This window comes from Aeromicrobium sp. (assembly GCF_014378035.1).
In the GTDB taxonomy this organism is placed as follows: Bacteria; Actinomycetota; Actinomycetes; order Propionibacteriales; family Nocardioidaceae; genus Aeromicrobium.
In genome coordinates this window covers 20,393-37,522 of sequence record NZ_JACMOM010000187.1, presented here as the reverse complement: position 1 = coordinate 37,522, position 17,130 = coordinate 20,393, and the positions used below count along the sequence as shown (strand labels likewise).

General features: G+C 66.4%; 15 protein-coding genes. 9 read left to right on the top strand and 6 right to left on the bottom strand.

Annotated elements, in window-relative coordinates:
* Positions 1–105 precede the first annotated feature (105 nt).
* Positions 106–804 carry a proteasome subunit alpha gene (gene prcA, locus H7290_RS09885; RefSeq protein ID WP_290513849.1) on the top strand — a complete coding sequence of 233 codons (699 nt, stop codon included), beginning with the start codon at positions 106–108 and terminating at the stop codon, positions 802–804.
* Between the two features lie 4 nt (positions 805–808).
* Here prcA and H7290_RS09880 read toward each other — a convergent pair whose 3' ends face one another.
* From H7290_RS09880 to H7290_RS09870, 3 genes are all read right to left on the bottom strand, one after another.
* Positions 809–1,651, bottom strand: a complete 843-nt coding sequence (locus tag H7290_RS09880; RefSeq protein ID WP_290513848.1) for a hypothetical protein — start codon at positions 1,649–1,651, stop codon at positions 809–811.
* A 104-nt stretch (positions 1,652–1,755) separates the two neighbouring features.
* Positions 1,756–3,909 carry a signal peptidase I gene (locus tag H7290_RS09875; RefSeq protein WP_290513847.1) on the bottom strand — a complete coding sequence of 718 codons (2,154 nt, stop codon included), beginning with the start codon at positions 3,907–3,909 and terminating at the stop codon, positions 1,756–1,758.
* A 71-nt stretch (positions 3,910–3,980) separates the two neighbouring features.
* Positions 3,981–4,586 carry a hypothetical protein gene (locus H7290_RS09870; protein WP_290513846.1) on the bottom strand — a complete coding sequence of 202 codons (606 nt, stop codon included), beginning with the start codon at positions 4,584–4,586 and terminating at the stop codon, positions 3,981–3,983.
* A 373-nt stretch (positions 4,587–4,959) separates the two neighbouring features.
* On the opposite strand from H7290_RS09870, the gene pafA reads away from it, so the two are divergent.
* Genes pafA through H7290_RS09830 form a run of 8 tightly spaced genes read left to right on the top strand, consistent with a single transcriptional unit; the run spans position 4,960 to position 14,000 of the window.
* Positions 4,960–6,321: a Pup--protein ligase gene (pafA, locus tag H7290_RS09865; protein WP_290513845.1), complete on the top strand. Its 1,362-nt coding sequence runs from the start codon at positions 4,960–4,962 to the stop codon at positions 6,319–6,321.
* 42 nt (positions 6,322–6,363) lie between these two features.
* On the top strand, positions 6,364–7,308 hold the full coding sequence (locus H7290_RS09860; RefSeq protein ID WP_290513844.1) for an FKBP-type peptidyl-prolyl cis-trans isomerase: 945 nt from the start codon (positions 6,364–6,366) through the stop codon (positions 7,306–7,308).
* Between the two features lie 12 nt (positions 7,309–7,320).
* A complete protein-coding gene (locus H7290_RS09855) occupies positions 7,321–8,292 on the top strand; it encodes a WYL domain-containing protein (protein WP_290513843.1) in 972 nt (323 codons plus the stop codon).
* Positions 8,289–9,263, top strand: a complete 975-nt coding sequence (locus H7290_RS09850) for a YafY family protein (RefSeq protein WP_290513842.1) — start codon at positions 8,289–8,291, stop codon at positions 9,261–9,263. The genes H7290_RS09855 and H7290_RS09850 overlap by 4 nt, the downstream gene beginning before the upstream one ends.
* A gap of 2 nt (positions 9,264–9,265) precedes the next feature.
* On the top strand, positions 9,266–9,502 hold the full coding sequence (gene tatA, locus H7290_RS09845) for a twin-arginine translocase TatA/TatE family subunit (RefSeq protein WP_290513841.1): 237 nt from the start codon (positions 9,266–9,268) through the stop codon (positions 9,500–9,502).
* Between the two features lie 3 nt (positions 9,503–9,505).
* The gene (gene tatC, locus H7290_RS09840; protein ID WP_290513840.1) at positions 9,506–10,330 is read left to right on the top strand and encodes a twin-arginine translocase subunit TatC; all 825 of its coding nucleotides are present in this window, start codon (positions 9,506–9,508) and stop codon (positions 10,328–10,330) included.
* Between the two features lie 52 nt (positions 10,331–10,382).
* Positions 10,383–11,264, top strand: coding sequence for a diacylglycerol kinase family protein (locus H7290_RS09835; protein ID WP_290513839.1), 882 nt, complete (start codon positions 10,383–10,385; stop codon positions 11,262–11,264).
* A gap of 9 nt (positions 11,265–11,273) precedes the next feature.
* Positions 11,274–14,000 carry a DEAD/DEAH box helicase gene (locus tag H7290_RS09830; RefSeq protein ID WP_290513838.1) on the top strand — a complete coding sequence of 909 codons (2,727 nt, stop codon included), beginning with the start codon at positions 11,274–11,276 and terminating at the stop codon, positions 13,998–14,000.
* On the opposite strand, the gene H7290_RS09825 is transcribed toward H7290_RS09830, so the two are convergent.
* The 3 genes from H7290_RS09825 to H7290_RS09815 form a co-directional block, all read right to left on the bottom strand.
* Positions 13,990–14,904, bottom strand: coding sequence for a 5'-3' exonuclease (locus H7290_RS09825; RefSeq protein WP_290513837.1), 915 nt, complete (start codon positions 14,902–14,904; stop codon positions 13,990–13,992). The genes H7290_RS09830 and H7290_RS09825 overlap by 11 nt on opposite strands.
* Before the next feature lie 44 nt (positions 14,905–14,948).
* The gene (locus tag H7290_RS09820) at positions 14,949–15,362 is read right to left on the bottom strand and encodes a PLD nuclease N-terminal domain-containing protein (protein ID WP_290513836.1); all 414 of its coding nucleotides are present in this window, start codon (positions 15,360–15,362) and stop codon (positions 14,949–14,951) included.
* Between the two features lie 134 nt (positions 15,363–15,496).
* Positions 15,497–17,050, bottom strand: a complete 1,554-nt coding sequence (locus tag H7290_RS09815; protein WP_290513835.1) for a M28 family peptidase — start codon at positions 17,048–17,050, stop codon at positions 15,497–15,499.
* Positions 17,051–17,130 lie beyond the last annotated feature (80 nt).

Here is a 17,130-nt window from a genome sequence, read left to right as displayed (position 1 = left end):
AGGTCGGTGCCATCGCCGACGACGTCATCGGCGGCCGACTCGTCCGCCCCGGCGGCCCGTCCGCCCCCCCCAGCTGATGTCAGGACTCCCGAGAGGAATGGCTCGATGACTCAACAGTTCTACGTCTCGCCCGAGCAGCTCATGAAGGACCGTGCGGACTTCGCCCGCAAGGGCATCTCCCGCGGACGCAGCGTCGCTGTCGTGCAGTACGCCGACGGAATCGTGTTCGTGGCGGAGAATCCGTCCCGTGCCCTGCACAAGATCAGCGAGATCTACGACCGCATCGGCTTTGCCGCGGTGGGCCGCTACAACGAGTTCGAGAACCTGCGCATTGCCGGCGTCCGCCTCGCCGACCTCCGCGGCTATTCCTACGACCGTCGCGACGTCACGGCCCGCGGGCTTGCCAACGCCTACGCGCAGACGCTCGGCACGATCTTCTCCTCCGGGGCCGAGAAGCCCTACGAGGTCGAGATCTTCGTCGGCGAGCTCGGTGACGACGCCTCGCAGGACCAGGTCTACCGGCTGATGTACGACGGCTCGGTCGCCGACATCCAGGGCTTCGGTGTCATGGGTGGCCAGAGCGAGCAGGTCGAGGCCTACCTTGGCGAGCACTACACGCCGGGCCTCGACGTCAACGCCGCCATCAGGGTTGCCGTGACGGCTCTGGGCCAGGACGTCGACCCACCCCGCGAGGTCGAGTCGTCCGCACTCGAAGTGGCGGTCCTCACCCGTACTCGTCCTCAGCCGCGTAAGTTTCGTCGACTGACCGACGAGGACATCGCCGCATCCCTCACCGCCAGCTGACCGGTCAGTCAAGCCCGCAGTGCGAGCTGAAGAACGCGAAGTACGCCGACCGTTGCGGCCGGGTGAGCGGGAGATAGAACGAGGCACCGTCGGCGACGTTGTCGGCCAGCACCTTGACCCCGAACAGCGTGCCGACCTTGTCCTCGGCGAGCGCGTGCGGATCGCACCGCGACGGGACGACAACCATGTCGACGTTGATGGGGTGGTCTGCGCGCCCGAGAAACACGTCGACGTCGGCGGGGGAGCCGGGTGCCTGCCTGAACAACACGGTCGACTCGTACCCACCGAAACGAACGCCCTGCAGCTTCCCGGTTGACGTCAGGGTGACCGGGAGCCGAAGGGTTGAGCGGAGCCCGACGCCTTGCACCACCGGCATCCCGGTGGTGACGACCGCCGCCGAGGCGAGGGTGGTCTTCGCACAGTCGCGACCGAGCAACGAGTCGATGTTGCCGTACGGGTCGTCCGCCGTCCCGATCGACTGCCGCACGTCGCCCTCCCCGATGCGGTACGTCAGGCTGACCGCCGCGGTGAAGCCGTTGCCGCAGCGCCCGAGGGGCATGTCGAACTCCAGATCAGTCTCGTAGCCTGCACCGATCACGTCATCACCGGTCCACCTGACGGTGCTGACCCGAGAGGACCTCATCGTGAACCCCACGACGGTGACCGACTCCGCCATGGTGTTCTTCACGCGGATGAAGACCTGCCGACCCTTGCGCTCGACGCGCGCCTGGTCGACGTGCATGACAATCCCCTCGGGCAACGGGGTGCGCTCCATCGTTCCATCACCGCAGGATGCGAGGCCCACCAGCAACACAGCAGAGGCGAGAACGGCTGGTGGGCGGAACATCCATCCAGTGTCAGGTCGTGCGCAGGTCGTTGTCGAGCAGATGGCCGCAGCCGCCACGGCGTCTCCGCTCCCTGTCCCTGAGCTGGGACCGGCGCCCGGCAGAATCAGAACTCGCGGTCGAGGTTTCCCAGCTCAGAGGTCGGTGTCGTCGCCGACGCGCGACCAAACAGGTTGGTGACGAGGGCGGAGGGTGTCCACACCATTGTCGAGGTGAGAGAAGCCGTGCGCACGGCCTGGCCGCTTGTCTGGCCTCCGATCGCCACCGTCACCTTCGTGGCTGTGACGCCGTTGACGGTGACCGTCGAGGCGGTCATGGTGGCAGCGAACTGTGACGTGCGGCTGCTCTTGATGTAGTCCTGGCGCAGGTTGACCGAGCCGAGGTTGATTGCCGAACCGTTGCGGAGGAGGTCGACGGTGTCACTTGTGCTGCTCAGGCCCAGCACGCCGCCATCGCGAAGGCGTAGCGTCACGGGTGTCGCGGCGCCGCTCCACCCGGACATGACGCTGGCCAGCGTGATCTGCTCGCTGTAGGTGAACGTCATCGAGTCGCCGGGCTCGAGCTTGCCCGCCGTGTAGCCGCCGTTGGTCGTCTGAACGTCGTAGGCCCGCAGCGGGCTGTTCTCGACGCGACGTCCGGAGACGGTCGCCGAGGTCGTGGTCTTGCCGGCATTGTCCAGCAGGACGGCCCGCAGGTCGTAAGACCCGTCGGGGCCGAGGGTCGTGTTCCAGACGCATGAGTACGGCGACGACGTATCGGTGCACACATCGGTCCAGGTCGTCGTCCCCGCGGGCGCTCGCTGGATCCGCACGGAGGTGATGCCCGCTGTCGAGCTCGCCGAGGCGAGCAGCGTCACGGTGCCGGCGAGATTGGCGCCAGGGTCTTCCATCGACACCGCTGAGACAGAGTTGTCGACGACGCGATTCGTCACTGCTGTCGACGTGGCGGAGTTACCCGCAACGTCGGTGCCGACCGCTCGGAACGAGTAGGTGCCGCCCGCGATCGACGTGGTGTCGAACCGGCACGAGTACGGTGCATCGATGATCGTGCAGACGTCCGTCCACACAGAGCTGCCCGTGATTGCGCGCTGGATGACGACTCGAGACACGCCCGACTGGGTGTCGCTTACGGCTGCCGCGAGCGTGACAGTGCCCCGAAGCGGCGTGCCCGGATCCTGCATGGTCACCGTCGGCGCGCCGTTGTCGACCATGACGTCGGCGACGGTGCTCGAGGTGAAGGTCGTGGACCCGGACGTCGAGATGGCCCGGAGGTCGTAGTCGCCGTTCGCGAACCCCGTGGTCGCCCAGCTGCACGCGTAGGGCGCCGATGCCTTGGTGCACAGTGTCTTCCAGTTGCCCGACCCGGCGACGGAGTACTCGATGCGCACGGAGTACGACAGGTTGCCGACATTGCCGAGAGTCACCGTCAGCGGGACCGAGCCGCGGACGATGTCACCGGGATCGGACAGGACAATGCTCTGCGCGATCGTGGTCGACACCTGCCACGTGCTGGCGGGGTTGACCGTGATGGACGTGAAGGCAGCGTCGGCCTGTGCCAGGGGCGCGCCGACGATTGCGGCCACGACAAGTGCCACCGCGCCGGCGATCGGCAGGGCCGCCCGACGCACCAGTGTGCCCGCGCGCTCAGCGGCGCGGCGCGCCTTGCTGAGCTCCTTGCGGCGCCGGTGCCGCGGGTCGCACGGCGGACGCGAGGAGAAGTAGAGCGCCAGGACCGTCAAGACCAGCCAGACCAGCAGCCGGCCCCGGTCGTGCTCGGCCAGCCACACGACCGGCAGGCCCACGAAGGGCACACAGATGACGGCGCGTTCCGTGAAGTTGCGGGCCGGAACCGAGGTGCTGTCATTGCTCCGGTTGGCATCACCGGCGGTCGTGTACTGACCGTGGCCGAGGTTCTCGACGACGCGATGGACGAGCACCTCGTGCTTGGACGCGGTGTCGGGGTTCGTGAAGATCATGACCCGGCCTACGGGGACCGGGTCGGACTCTGGCAGTGGCTTGCCGATGACCACATCGCCGCGCGACAGGCCCGGCTCCATCGACTCGCTGCGGATGATGTGGCTCGGCATGCTCCACAACATCGGGATGGTTGCCACGACCAACAGCGTCACGATGAACGCTCGATAGCTGCGCGCCAGCAAGATCAGGAGAAGCCCACCCCAGGCGAGCACCGGGCCGGGCCCGAGCCCGGCGCTGATGCTCGCATGGGTGGCTTCGTCTGGCGCCTCTGCCGTGTCCGACACGGGCGCTCCCTCCAGGCGTCGTCGACAACATGCTGAAGATCTGACGATGATCAGACCCGATACTGCTCAGATCAGCTGCTCTGCAGCTCCCACTGGAAGTCGATGCCGGTCTGCGCACCCTGCAGCGCATCGAGCTGGGACTGTGTCAACCCCGTGGTGTCGAACTTCCAGGTGATCTCGTACGTGCGCGTCTGGGTGCCCGCAATGACCGACCATGCACCCGCGCCGGTGGCGTAGTCCTTAGAGAGTGCGAGCGTCGTGAGTGACGTCTCCGGGATCGACACACCCGCCGAAACGAAGTTGGTGCACGAGCCGAAGCCGCCACCGGTGCCGTACCTGACCGAGACCTTCACGTAGTCCGCCAGCTTGGCGGCTGAGACGACGGGGTTCACGGCATACCCCTTGACGACGCCGGGAACCGTGGCGTTCGCCGTGACCGCGATGCACTTTGTCTCTGTGGCACCCGGAACCATCTCGGCTGCCTGGAACCGCGCCGAGCCGGAGTCGTCATCTGTCAGGGCCACCGAGCCGGTCGACCAGCTGTTGCCGGAGTTGCGCGTCGTGCCACTGAACGCCGCGTACGACGACTGCCACACGAGGGCGGCGGCGGCGAGAATCGCGATCGGGGTGACGACGACGGTGCCGATCTTTCGGGCACGCCGAGATGGATTGTTCATGTTGCTCCCTGGTGAACGGGCGCACGCGCCCGATAGTGACATGTCATCCGCGCAAGTCGCGCAGGACTACTCCCACGGACAATGATATGTGTTCTACGTGACAGGGTGTGACCAACCGTCAGAAACCATCCCAACGGGCTATAAGTCCGGGACTAAAGTCCTCAATTTTTGAAACGCTGAGGCGATTATTCGCGTTCCGACGATTCCGCAGACATCGAAGAACCCACCGGGCTGGTCGTCGAAAACTCGCCGGTCCGCTTCGCACGCTCGTCCAGCCTCGCGCTGTCGTCGTGTGCCCCGGAGTCTTTGTTCATCAGACGTCGTTTTCGCGCGCCACGCCGCGCGATGGACGGCCCGCGACTAGGCTTGACGAATGGACAGGCGCATCTTCGGCATCGAGAACGAATATGGCGTCACGTGCTCGTTCAAGGGTCAGCGGCGGCTGTCGCCCGACGAGGTGGCTCGCTACCTCTTCCGCCGGGTGGTCTCGTGGGGGCGCAGCAGCAACGTGTTCCTGCGCAACGGTGCCCGCCTCTATCTCGACGTCGGCAGTCACCCCGAGTACGCCACTCCCGAGTGCGACGACCTCGTTGACCTGGTGACCCACGACAGGGCCGGCGAGCGCATCCTCGAGGGCCTGATGATCGATGCGCAGAAGCGGCTCGCGGACGACGGTGTCGAGGGCGACATCTATTTGTTCAAGAACAACACTGATTCCGCGGGCAACTCCTACGGGTGTCACGAGAACTACCTCGTGAGCCGCCAAGGGGAGTTCAGCAAGCTAGCCGACGTCCTCATCCCGTTCCTCGTCAGCCGCCAGATCATCTGTGGTGCTGGCAAGGTCCAGCAGACCCCCCGCGGCACGATCTTCTCGGTGAGCCAGCGCGCCGAGCACATCTGGGAGGGCGTCTCCAGCGCCACCACCAGGTCGCGCCCGATCATCAACACCCGCGACGAGCCCCACGCCGACGCCGAACGCTTCCGTCGCCTGCACGTCATCGTCGGCGACTCCAACATGAGCGAGACGACGACGTTGCTCAAGGTCGCCACGACCGACCTCGTCCTGCGGATGATCGAGGGTGGCGTGTCGATGCGCGACATGACCCTCGACAACCCGATCCGCGCGATCCGCGAGATCTCGCACGACATGACCGGTCGCCGCAAGGTTCAGCTGGCCAACGGTCGCGAGCTGTCGGCCCTGGAGATCCAGGCCGAGTACTTCGGCAAGGCCGCCGAGTTCGTCGACAAGCACGGCCTCCACACGCCGACCATCACCAGGGTGCTCGACCTGTGGGAGCGCACCCTGAAGGCTGTCGAGTCCGAGGACCTGTCGCTCGTCGAGCGCGAGATCGACTGGGTCATCAAGTACAAGCTCCTCGACCGCTACCGCACCGTCCACGGCCTCAGCTGGGGCGACCCTCGGATCGCCCAGCTCGATCTCGCCTACCACGACATCCGCCGTGATCGCGGAATCTTCTACCTGCTCGAGAACAAGGGCGCGGTCGCCCGCGTCACCAACGACCTGGACGTCTTTCAGGCCAAGTCTGTGCCGCCGCAGACGACCCGCGCCCGCCTTCGAGGCGACTTCATCAAACGGGCCCAGGAGCGACGCCGCGACTTCACCGTCGACTGGGTGCACCTCAAGCTCAACGACCAGGCACAGCGCACGGTGCTCTGCAAAGATCCGTTCCGGTCGCACGACGAACGCGTGCAGCGGCTCATCGACGGCATGTGACGTCGGGGCCCTTGGCTGCGGTCGATAGCATGGCCACGATTTGTGCTTTCCACTCTGAAGGTCGTGCTCGTGCGTCGTATTCTCCTGGTCACCGCTGCCGCAAGCCTCCTGCTGGCGGGATGCGGTGGTAGCGACACCTCCGGTGGTGGCGACCTCGGCTCCATCAAGGTCAGCTCGTCTGCGAGCCCCAAGGTCACCGTCGCGAAGGGCTTCTCGGCGACGAAGACCGGCACCAAGGTGCCCAACAAGGGAAGCGGCGACGCCATCAAGTCCGGCGATGCCGTCAAGGTCAACTACGTCGCCGTCAACGGACGCAGCGGCAAGCAGTTCGACAGCTCGTTCACGAGCAACAAGCCCCTCACCCTGACGCTCGTGAAGAACTCGATCTTGCCGGGCTTCATCAAGGGGCTGTCGGGGCAGAAGATCGGCAGCCGCGTGCTTGTCGCCATCCCGCCCAAGGACGGCTTCGGCAAGGGTCAGAAGGACCTGGGCGTCAAGAAGAACGACACCATGGTGTTCCTCTTCGACATCGTCGCCAAGATCCCCACCGAGGTCACCGGTACCGCCCAGAAGCTCCCGTCCGACCTGCCCTCGATGCAGCTCGACGCCCAGGGTCATCCGTCGAAGTTCGCCAAGACCGCCAAGACCGCCAAGGCGCCCACGAAGGAGAGCGCGAACGTCGTGATCCAGGGCAAGGGCGCCACCGTCAAGGCCGGACAGTCCCTCACGGCCCAGTACGTCGGCCAGGTCTACCCGGATGGCGCGATCTTCGACGAGTCGTGGTCGAGCTCGGCACGTACGTTCCAGGTCGGCAGCAAACAGCTCATCAAGTGCTGGGACGACCAGCTCGTCGGTCAGAAGCTCGGCACCCGCGTGGTGCTCGTGTGCCCGGCTGACAAGGCCTACGGCGCCAAGCCCCCTGCCGGCGGCAAGATCAAGGCCGGCGACTCGCTGATCTTCGCCATCGACTTGCTCGACGCTTCCTGACATCCTTCGGTCATGGCCGAGCGCAAGACCGAGAGGTTGATGAACCTCATCTTCGCTCTTCTCGTGAGTCGTCAGTACCTCACGAAGGAGCAGATCCGGGAGTCGATCGCCGACTACCGTGGCTCGACTCCCCAGGCGTTCGATCGAAAGTTCGAGCGCGACAAGGAAGAGCTGCGTGAGCTCGGCATCACCGTCGAGATGGGGCAGAACGACAAATACTTCAGCGACGAGCCGGGCTACCGCATCCGTCGTGACGAGGCTGAGCTGCCCGACCTCGAGCTGACTCGCGAGGAGGCGGCCGTCATCGGTCTCGCCACCCAGGTGTGGGAGCACGCCGGCCTGGCAAGCGACTCGACCACCGCCCTCGTCAAGCTCAAGGCCATCGGTGTCGACGTCGACACGAGCGTGTTGCGCATGGCCGAGCCGCGGCTCTCGACCGACGAGCCATCGTTCGACGCCATGTGGGAGGCCGTCACACGACGCATCCCCGTGTCGTTCGTCTACGCCAGGCCCGGCGGCAGTGCCATGGAGCGCCACCTCGAGCCGTGGGGAATCATCTCGTGGCACGACCGCTGGTACGTGGGCGGTCACGACCTCGACCGGGGAGAGGCTCGCATCTTTCGGTTGTCACGGGTCATCGGCGAGGTCAGGACGACCGGCGACCCCGGTTCGTACGACGTGCCCGAGGGCATCGACATGAAGACCATCGCCCGCAGTCTGTTCCCCACGCCGCCGGCCGAGGCGGCGGTGCTGCACATACGGGCGGGGCGCGGCCAATCATTACGGCGGCTAGCCGACCGGGTGACGCCTCGCGGCGACGGCACCGACGAGGTCGAGATTCGCTATTCCTCGCGATGGGAGCTCGCGTCGGAGGTGGCCTCGTACGGCCCCGACGTCGTCGTGGTGTCGCCCCAGGAGGTTCGTGACACGGTCGTCCAGCGGCTGAGGGCCGCCGCTGGCGGAACGCTCGAGGCAACGACGTGAGCCGCTCGCGGCAGCAAGTCATCCGGATGCTTGCCCTCGTGCCCTACCTGCAGGGCAACGACGGAGTACCGGTCAACGACGTCGCACACGAGTTCGGCGTGACGCCGAAGCAGATCCGTGACGACCTGCGCCTGCTGATGTACACCGGCACGGGGGAGTACCCCGGCGAGCTCATCGACTTCGACCTCACCGCGCTCGAGGAGGACGGCGTCGTTCACATCCGTGACGCCGAGTTCATGACCCGCCCGCTGCGCATCAGCACCCGCGAGGGCATCGCCCTGATCGTCGCGCTGCGCACGCTCCGTGCCTCGGCGAGCGGGTCGGAGCTCACCGTGATCGATAGTGCGCTGGCCAAGCTCGAGAGTGCCGTCGGCGACACCGTCTCGGCCCCCGTCGACGTGCTCCTCGACGAGGTCGACCCCACGATCCACTCGACGATCGTGCACGCGCTGGCTGCCGGCAAACGGCTTGAGCTCACCTATTCCACTGCGTCACGCGACGAGGTGTCCGACCGGCAGGTCGACCCGAGACGACTCTTCACCGAGCAGGGCAAGCTCTACCTCGAGGCGTGGTGCCTCAAGGCCGAGGACCTGCGCTTCTTCCGGCTCGATCGCATCGTCGGGGCCGAGCTGACAGCGCTCGACGCCGAGGACCACGACGTCACACCCCGCGACCTGTCGGACGGCATCTTCACGGTGGGGGAGCAGACGCCCTACGCTCTCGTCGACCTGCACCCACGAGCACACTGGCTGTCCGAGTACTACCAGGTCGACCTCCTCGAGGAGGGCAGCGACGGGGTGTGGCGGGCCAAGCTCTACGGTGCCGACTGGGCGTGGTTGCGCCGGCTCGTGCTGCGCAATGCGGGGTCGGTCACCGTCGTCGAACCGGCACATCTCGCTGCGGACGTGGCCGGTCAGGCTGCCCTTGCGCTCCGCGCGTACGATGAAATCGACTCGTCTTCGAAGGAGTAGCCATGTTCCATCAGATCGGTGCGACCGAGGTGCTCATCATCTTGGGTGTGGTGCTGCTGCTGTTCGGCGGCAAGAAGCTTCCCGAGCTGGCCAGGGGGTCCGGCAAGGCGTTGCGGATCTTCAAGACCGAGGTCAAGAGCCTGTCGGGCGACGATGACGATCCTGACAAGCCCTCCAAGCCTGCGTCGCTCGAGACCGTCGAGTCGACCGAGTTGGACAAGAAGCCCGAACAGAGCTGACGCTTGGCGCTTCGCCGCGGCACGCCACCCTCCCCGGGCGGCACGATGCCGCTCGTCGGGCATCTTCGTGAGCTCCGACGTCGCCTCACCATCGGGGTCCTCGCGATCTTGGTCGGCACCGCCCTTGGGTGGTACTTCTTCAGCCCCATCTTCGAGCTCCTGAAGCAGCCCTACGAGAGCGGCATCACCGACCTGCTGAAGACCAAGGGCATCGATGCCAAGATCGTGATCACCGGCGGCGTGGGCAGTGCCTTCAGCTTCCGCCTCAAGCTCGCGCTGGCGATCGGACTGGTGCTGGCGAGCCCGGTGTGGATCAACCAGATCTGGCGGTTCGTGCTGCCGGCACTGCACCGCAACGAGAAGCGGTGGGCCTACCTGCTCACCGCCACCGGCGTGCCGTTGTTCGTCGGCGGCATCTACGTCGGCTATCTCGTGCTGCCGAAGGGAATCGAGGTCCTGATCGGGTTCGTCCCCCAGTCGGTCGACTCGCTCACGTCGCTGAGCGACTACTTGAACTTCGTCCTGCGAACGATGCTCGTGTTCGGCATCGCGGCTGAGATACCACTGGTGGTCGTGATGCTCAACCGACTCGGCATCGTGAGCGCGAAGCAGCTCGCCAAGGCCAGACCCTGGACCGTCATCGGCATCTTCGTCTTCGCGGCCGTGGCCACGCCCAGCACCGACCCGCTCACGATGCTCTTCCTCGCGGCACCCATGACGATCCTGTACTTCATCTCCGAGCTCATCGCGAAGCTCACCGACCGGCGACGTAGCAAGAAGGAGCCGGAAGAGCTCGCCGACGACGAGCTGTCGTCGCTCGACGACTGACGCCCGAACCGAACCTGCCTTCGCGGGCAACGGCGGGCATTACGATTCGGTCATGCACTTCGCGATCGTGGTCAACACGACCTCTGGCAAAGGACTCGGTGAGTCGATAGCCTCGCGGGCTTCCGAACGCCTCCGCCACGCCGGTCACTCCACGAGCACGATCCAGGGCACCGATGCCGCCGAGGCTCGTGACGTACTCAAGAAGGCCATCGACACCGGGCTCGACGGCGTGCTGGTCGTCGGTGGCGACGGCGCACTGCACGCAGTGCTCGACCACGTCGCCGACTCCGACCTGGTGTTCGGTCTGATTCCGGCCGGCACGGGCAACGACACCGCCCGCTCGCTCGGCATCCCGGTCAAGGACGTCGACGCCGCAGTCGACCTCGTGATCGCAGGACACATCCGCACGATCGACCTGGCCCGTACCGACGAGGCCTACGTCGCCACCGTCATCGCCTCCGGCTTCGATTCCAAGGTCAATGAGCGCGCCGACGCCATGACATGGCCGCGGGGCAACATGCGCTACCACCTCTCGACGGTGGCCGAGCTGCGCAGCTTCGAGCCGCTGGAGTTCACGCTCACCCTCGATGGCACGACCATCGAGCGTGAGGCGATGCTCGTCGCGGTGGGCAACGGTCCCTCGTTCGGCGGCGGCCTGCGCATCTGCGAGGGCGCCCTGATGGACGACGGCCTGCTCGACGTCGTCGTCATCAACCCCGTCAGCAAGCTCAAGCTCCTGACAGTCTTCCCGAAGCTCTACCGGGGCACGCACACGGCGCTGCCTGAGTTCGAGCGTCACCGCGTGCGCGAGGTGACGCTCTCCTCACCGGGCATCGTGGCCTACGGCGACGGTGAGCGGTTGGGACCACTGCCCATGACGACCCGCATCAGCCCCGGGGCGCTCCACATCTATGCACCACCCTCGCCCACGTAGGCTGGTCACATGAACTCCCCGGCCGAGCGATACGCCAGATCTCGCGCCGACCGGCAGCATCCGCACCTGGCCGAGTTCCGTGAGCACTACACCTTTGCGCTCGACCCGTTCCAGATCGAGGCCTGCAAGGTCGTCGAGGACGGCCGTGGCGTGCTGGTCGCTGCACCGACCGGTTCCGGCAAGACCATCGTCGGTGAGTTCGCTGTGCACATGGCCCTCGCGACCGGGCGCAAGTGCTTCTACACAACCCCCATCAAGGCGTTGTCCAACCAGAAGTACGCCGACCTGGTCGCGCGTCACGGTGCCGAGAATGTCGGCCTCCTCACCGGCGACAACACCATCAACGGCGAGGCGCCGGTCGTCGTCATGACCACCGAGGTGCTGCGCAACATGCTCTACGCAGGCTCGCGCACCCTCAACACCCTCGGTTACGTCGTCATGGACGAGGTCCACTACCTCGCCGACCGCATCCGCGGTGCGGTCTGGGAAGAGGTCATCATCCACCTCCCCGAGTCGGTCTCCGTCGTGTCGCTGTCAGCGACGGTGTCGAATGCCGAAGATTTTGGTGACTGGCTGGCCGAGGTCCGTGGCACCAACGTGACGATCGTCGAGGAAAGGCGACCGGTGCCCCTGCACCAGCACGTGCTCGTCGGGCGCAAGCTGTTCCCCCTGTTCGAGTCGCCCGCGGACGACGACGGGGTGGAGGTCAACCACGCTCTTGAGCGCATCGCCCGCGACGACTGGCAGTTCACCCGCATGCAGAAGGGGCACCGGAGCAAGGGTGGCAAGCGTCCCCGCAGCCGCCACCGCACACCGAGTCGGATCGAGCTGGTCGAGAAGCTTGATGCGGAAGGCCTGCTGCCCGCGATCTGCTTCATCTTCAGCCGGGCCGGCTGTGCCGCCGCGGTCAAGCAGTGCCTCGATGCCCGGCTGAGCCTCACGACCGCCGAGGAGCAGGCCGAGATCGGTGCCGTCGTCGACGCGACCTGCGCCCACCTGCCCGAGGACGACCTCCACGTGCTCGGGTTCTACGATTTCCGCGACGCGCTCGTGCGCGGTGTCGCCTCGCACCACGCCGGCATGCTGCCGACGTTCAAGGAGTGCGTCGAGGTGCTGTTCAGCCGGGGCTTCGTCAAGATCATCTTTGCCACCGAGACCCTCGCGCTGGGCATCAACATGCCGGCCCGGTCGGTCGTCATCGAGAAGCTGTCCAAGTGGAACGGCGAGACCCACGCCACCATCACCCCGGGGGAGTACACCCAGCTCACCGGTCGAGCCGGCCGCCGCGGCATCGACATCGAAGGTCACGGCGTCGTGTTGTGGCAGCCAGGCCTGGACCCCAAGCAGGTCGCTGGACTGGCGAGCACTCGCACATACCCCCTCAACTCATCGTTCCAGCCGTCGTACAACATGGCCGTCAACCTCGTCGGCCAGACCGGGCGAACGATCGCCCGCGAGCTGCTCGAGCAGTCCTTCGCGCAGTTCCAGGCTGACCGCGCCGTGGTCGGCATGTCCCGGCAGATCCGCAAGGCCGAGGAGGCGTTGTCGGGGTACGCCGAGTCGGCGCAGTGCGACAAGGGCGACTTCATGGAGTACGCCGCCCTGCGCCGCGAGCTGAGCGATATCGAGGCGTCAGGTTCCAAGGCCCGCAAGGTGGCCGATCGAGAGGTCGTCATCGAGTCACTCCTCACGCTGCGGCCCGGTGACGTCATCAACGTCCCGGTGGGTCGCTGGGCAGGGATCGCCGTCGTCCTCGATCCCGGCAGCCGCGCCGACAACGAGGGCCCCCGGCCGATGGTGCTGACGGCCAACCGGCACGCGCGCAGGCTCGCGATGGTCGACTTCAACATTCCCGTCCAACCCATCACCACGATGCGCATCCCCAAGTCGTTCAACCCGCGCAACCCGCAGTCACGTCGCGATCTCGCCTCGACGCTTCGCAGCCGGGCCGAGGGTGTTGCGTGGAGGCCTGACAAGCCCTATCGCGAGAGCGGCTCGCACCAGGACCCTCGCATCGAGTCACTGCGCGACAAGATGCGCAACCACGCGTGTCACAGCTGCCCCGACCGCGAGTCGCACGCCAGATGGGCCGAGCGCTACCTCAAGCTCGAGCGCGACACCGGCAACCAACGTGGGCGGATCGACCAACGCACCAACACGGTGGCACGCCAGTTCGACCGCGTGTGCGAGGTGCTCGACGTCCTCGGCTACCTCGACGGCGACGAGGTCACGCCCGACGGCAAGCGCCTCAAGCGTCTTTACAGCGAGCTCGACCTCCTGGTCAGCGAATGTCTGCGCGGTGAGGTGTGGAAGGGCCTGGACGCCCCCGAGCTTGCCGCCGTCATCAGTGGCCTCACCTTCGCGTCTCGCAACTCCGACGACGCCCCGACCCCCCGTATCCCCACCCTGCAGGTGCGCGAGGTGGCCGACACCATGACGGACCTGTGCACCGACCTGCAACGACTCGAGCGCGAGCACCGGGTGAAGTTTTTGCGCCAGCCCGATTTCGGCTTCGCCCAGGCGGTCTGGCAGTGGTCGCACGGCGCCTCGCTCGATGACGTCCTCGGGCAGATGGATCTCGCGGCAGGTGACTTCGTCCGGGCCATGAAGCAGCTCATCGACGTCGTCGCCCAGGTTGCCGACGCGGCCGGCCCGGGACCCCTGCGAGACACCGCGCGCGAGTCGCTCGACCTGCTGCGCCACGGGGTTGTCGCCTACACGAGCATCAGCGCCTGACGGCTTTGAGCGCTCGTTCGGCCGCGCCACCCAGCCCCCATGTCGTGCCGAACTCCCTGAACGCCTGCACCTGCTTGTCCGACAGCGGCGTCCGTTCGTACGTCGGTGGCTCGCAGACGTCCTTCTTGACCGCGACGACGATGCGCGCCGCGGCGATGTAGTCGTCCGAGTCGATCAGCGACTGCCGCACCCGTGGCTTGATCGACGAGCTGTCGTCCTGTGCCGCGGCGAGGATCCCGTCGAGGTCACCGAACTCCTCCAGCAACGCGGCTGCGGTCTTGTCGCCGATGCCTGCAACTCCCGGCAGTCCGTCGGACGCATCGCCACGCATCACGGCGAAGTCGACGTAGCGGGACGCATCGATGGCGTACTTCGAGCGGATCCAGGCCTCGTCGACGACGTCGTGCTTCGAGACGCCGCGCGCCGTGTAGAGCACTCGCACCCCAGCGGTGTCATTGACGAGCTGGAAGAGGTCACGATCTCCCGTCACGACGTCTACCGGACCATCCCACCGTGACGACAGCGTGCCGATGACATCGTCCGCCTCGGCGTCCTTCGCCCCCACCACCGGGATACCCACCAGCCCGAGCGCCTCGGCGATGAGCGGCACCTGGGGACCGAGGAGCCCCTTGGTCGTATCGGCCTCGCCCCCGTCGTCACCGAGCCGTTGTGTCTTGTAGGTCGGGATGAGATCGACACGCCACTGTGGTCGCCAGGCATCGTCCCAGCAGGCGACGACTGCCTCTGGCTCGTACTGGGTGCTGAGCGCCGACACGAAGTCGAGCAGGCCTCGCAGCGCGTTGACGACGGTGCCGTCAGGAGCCTTGAGAGTGTCGGGGATACCGAAGAATGCCCGGTAGTAGAGGCTTGCGCTGTCGAGCAGGAGCAGACGTCCGTTGGCCATGGTTCGACCCTAGGCGTTGTTCGGACTCCCGAGCTGTTCGAACCCTATGAGTCGTGCATCGGGTCCGTTTCGCCGAGCTCGAGACGCTTCTGCGCCTGATAGGCCCGACGCTGCTGCTCCGCACGCTCACGGACACCGCGCAGGAAAACCTCGTGATCATCAGGACTCGACGAAACGCAGTGGCGGGGACGTTCCCGATCGGAGAACGTCGACGGGTGGCCGTGCCAGCTCGATCTGTCCTTGCCCTGGTCGCGCCTCCCGGCCGTCCTGTCGGCGATCGGCCGCCCGGCCACCAGCCAGACGATCGAGCCGATGCCCGGGAGGAGGAAGGCGAGGATCAACCACACGGACTTGCCGAGGTTGCGACACGAGCCTGCTGGGGACGTGATGATGTCGAGAAGGCAGAAGATCCACAGACCGAAAACGACGAAGCCGAGCATTCCATCCAGCAGCGGCACGACCGCTCTCCTCCTGCTCACGTCCCACGAATACCCATCATCACACGCTGAGGGTCAGACTCATGGGGCATTGCGGGCAGACAACCGGGCGTCACCACCGCAAAGGGTGATGGCGCCCGGATGCTGCAGATCAGTCAGCGAAAGACCGCGTGCCCCGATGGGGGCGCGTTCGATGCCGCCGCCTCGCGCAGTGCCTTGCGGCTTCCATCGGGGAACAACCCGGTCTTGGAGAGGGTCAGCACCGCCGTGGCATGAGCCGCACCGTCGCCCAGCTCGTCGAGAGCCTTGACGTTCAGGTTGTCGATGGTGTCGCACGCCTGGTGGTAGCAGGAGTCGAACGGGACACCGGCCGTGCCACCGAACTTGATGACCTGCTCCGGCGTCTTGATCTCCTCGGCACCGCTGAACAGCCCACCGGCCGGGATCCCGGCCTCGATGAACGGTCCGTAGTCGGATCGTCCGTCGAACGCGGTCGGCTCGGTCGCGAGCTGCTTGCTGTCGAAGTAGTCGGTGAAGACCTTCTCGATCGCGTCGGAACCCGGAGGACCCGCGTCACCATCGGACCCGTCACCGTCATACACGAGACGGGCGTAGTTGGGCGAGCCCAGCATGTCGAAGTTGAGGTTGGCATAGATCTTGGACCGGTTGGCGTCTGACAGAGCACCAACGTAGTGGGTCGCGCCCAGCAGGCCGGCCTCCTCCGCACCCCAGAAGGCGAACCGCACGGGCCGCTCGAGCTTCTTGGTGAGCTTCAGCTGGGACATCTGCTCCGCGGTCTCCAGGATCGCCGCCGAGCCCGAACCGTTGTCGTTGATGCCAGGTCCGGCGGCGACGCTGTCGAGGTGGGCTCCGACGACGACGACCTGATCAGCGTTCTTGACCGTCTTGCCCGTCGAGGGCAGGTCGGCGATGACGTTCTCCGTCTGGCGGTTGAGGTCGACCTCGGTGGAGGTCGTCACGCGGGCGGTGACGGGTGCGGTCTTCGCCCCCGCGACGAGTGCGGCACCGTCGGCGTACGAGATGCCGACGACCGGGACTGTGGCGGGGTTCCCGAGCGTGCCCGTCAGCAGCTCATCGCGACCCGGTTGGCCCTCGTTGAACTCGATGACGGCGTCGTAACCGGCGGCGACCGCATTGGTGGCCTTGGCCTCGAAGCTGCAGGTACCGCGCTGGATCAGCGCGATCGCCGGGCCGGTCGGAGCGGCCGGGAAGTCGGACGCCTCACACCCGGAGGTGCTGCCCGGCTCCGACGATGGGGGGACCACGACATCATTGGTGGGCACGACCACCCCGGTGACGTCACCGGAGGCGGAATAGTCCATCGTCGCTGTCTCGATGTCCCGTGCGTTGGGCGTGACCTCGGCGAGAGTCGCGGGCGCAAGCTCGCGCGAGAAGGGGAACGTGAAGGTCTGGCGCTTGACCGTGTAGCCAGCCTTGCGCATCATCTTCGCGACGTAGTCGGCCGACTCGGTGTGACCCGGAAGGCCCGAGGCACGCGTGCCCTCGTTGCGGTTGGCGATGACCTGCAGCTGCCGCTCATGCTGCAGGATGCCGTTGACCGTGACGGCCTTGGTGAGATTGCTGGTGTCGACCTGTTGCGGCTTCTTGTCCCTCGCCACCGCCGGCGTGGCGGTCACGAGACCAGCTGCCACGACAACGGCAGCCACGGATGTCAGAGTCTTGCGCATGTGGGATCCCCCGATCCTCGTTGTTGACAGAGTGGGACAAACCTAGGGCTGCTCCGGCGGTCTGTCACGGTTGGTTGCAT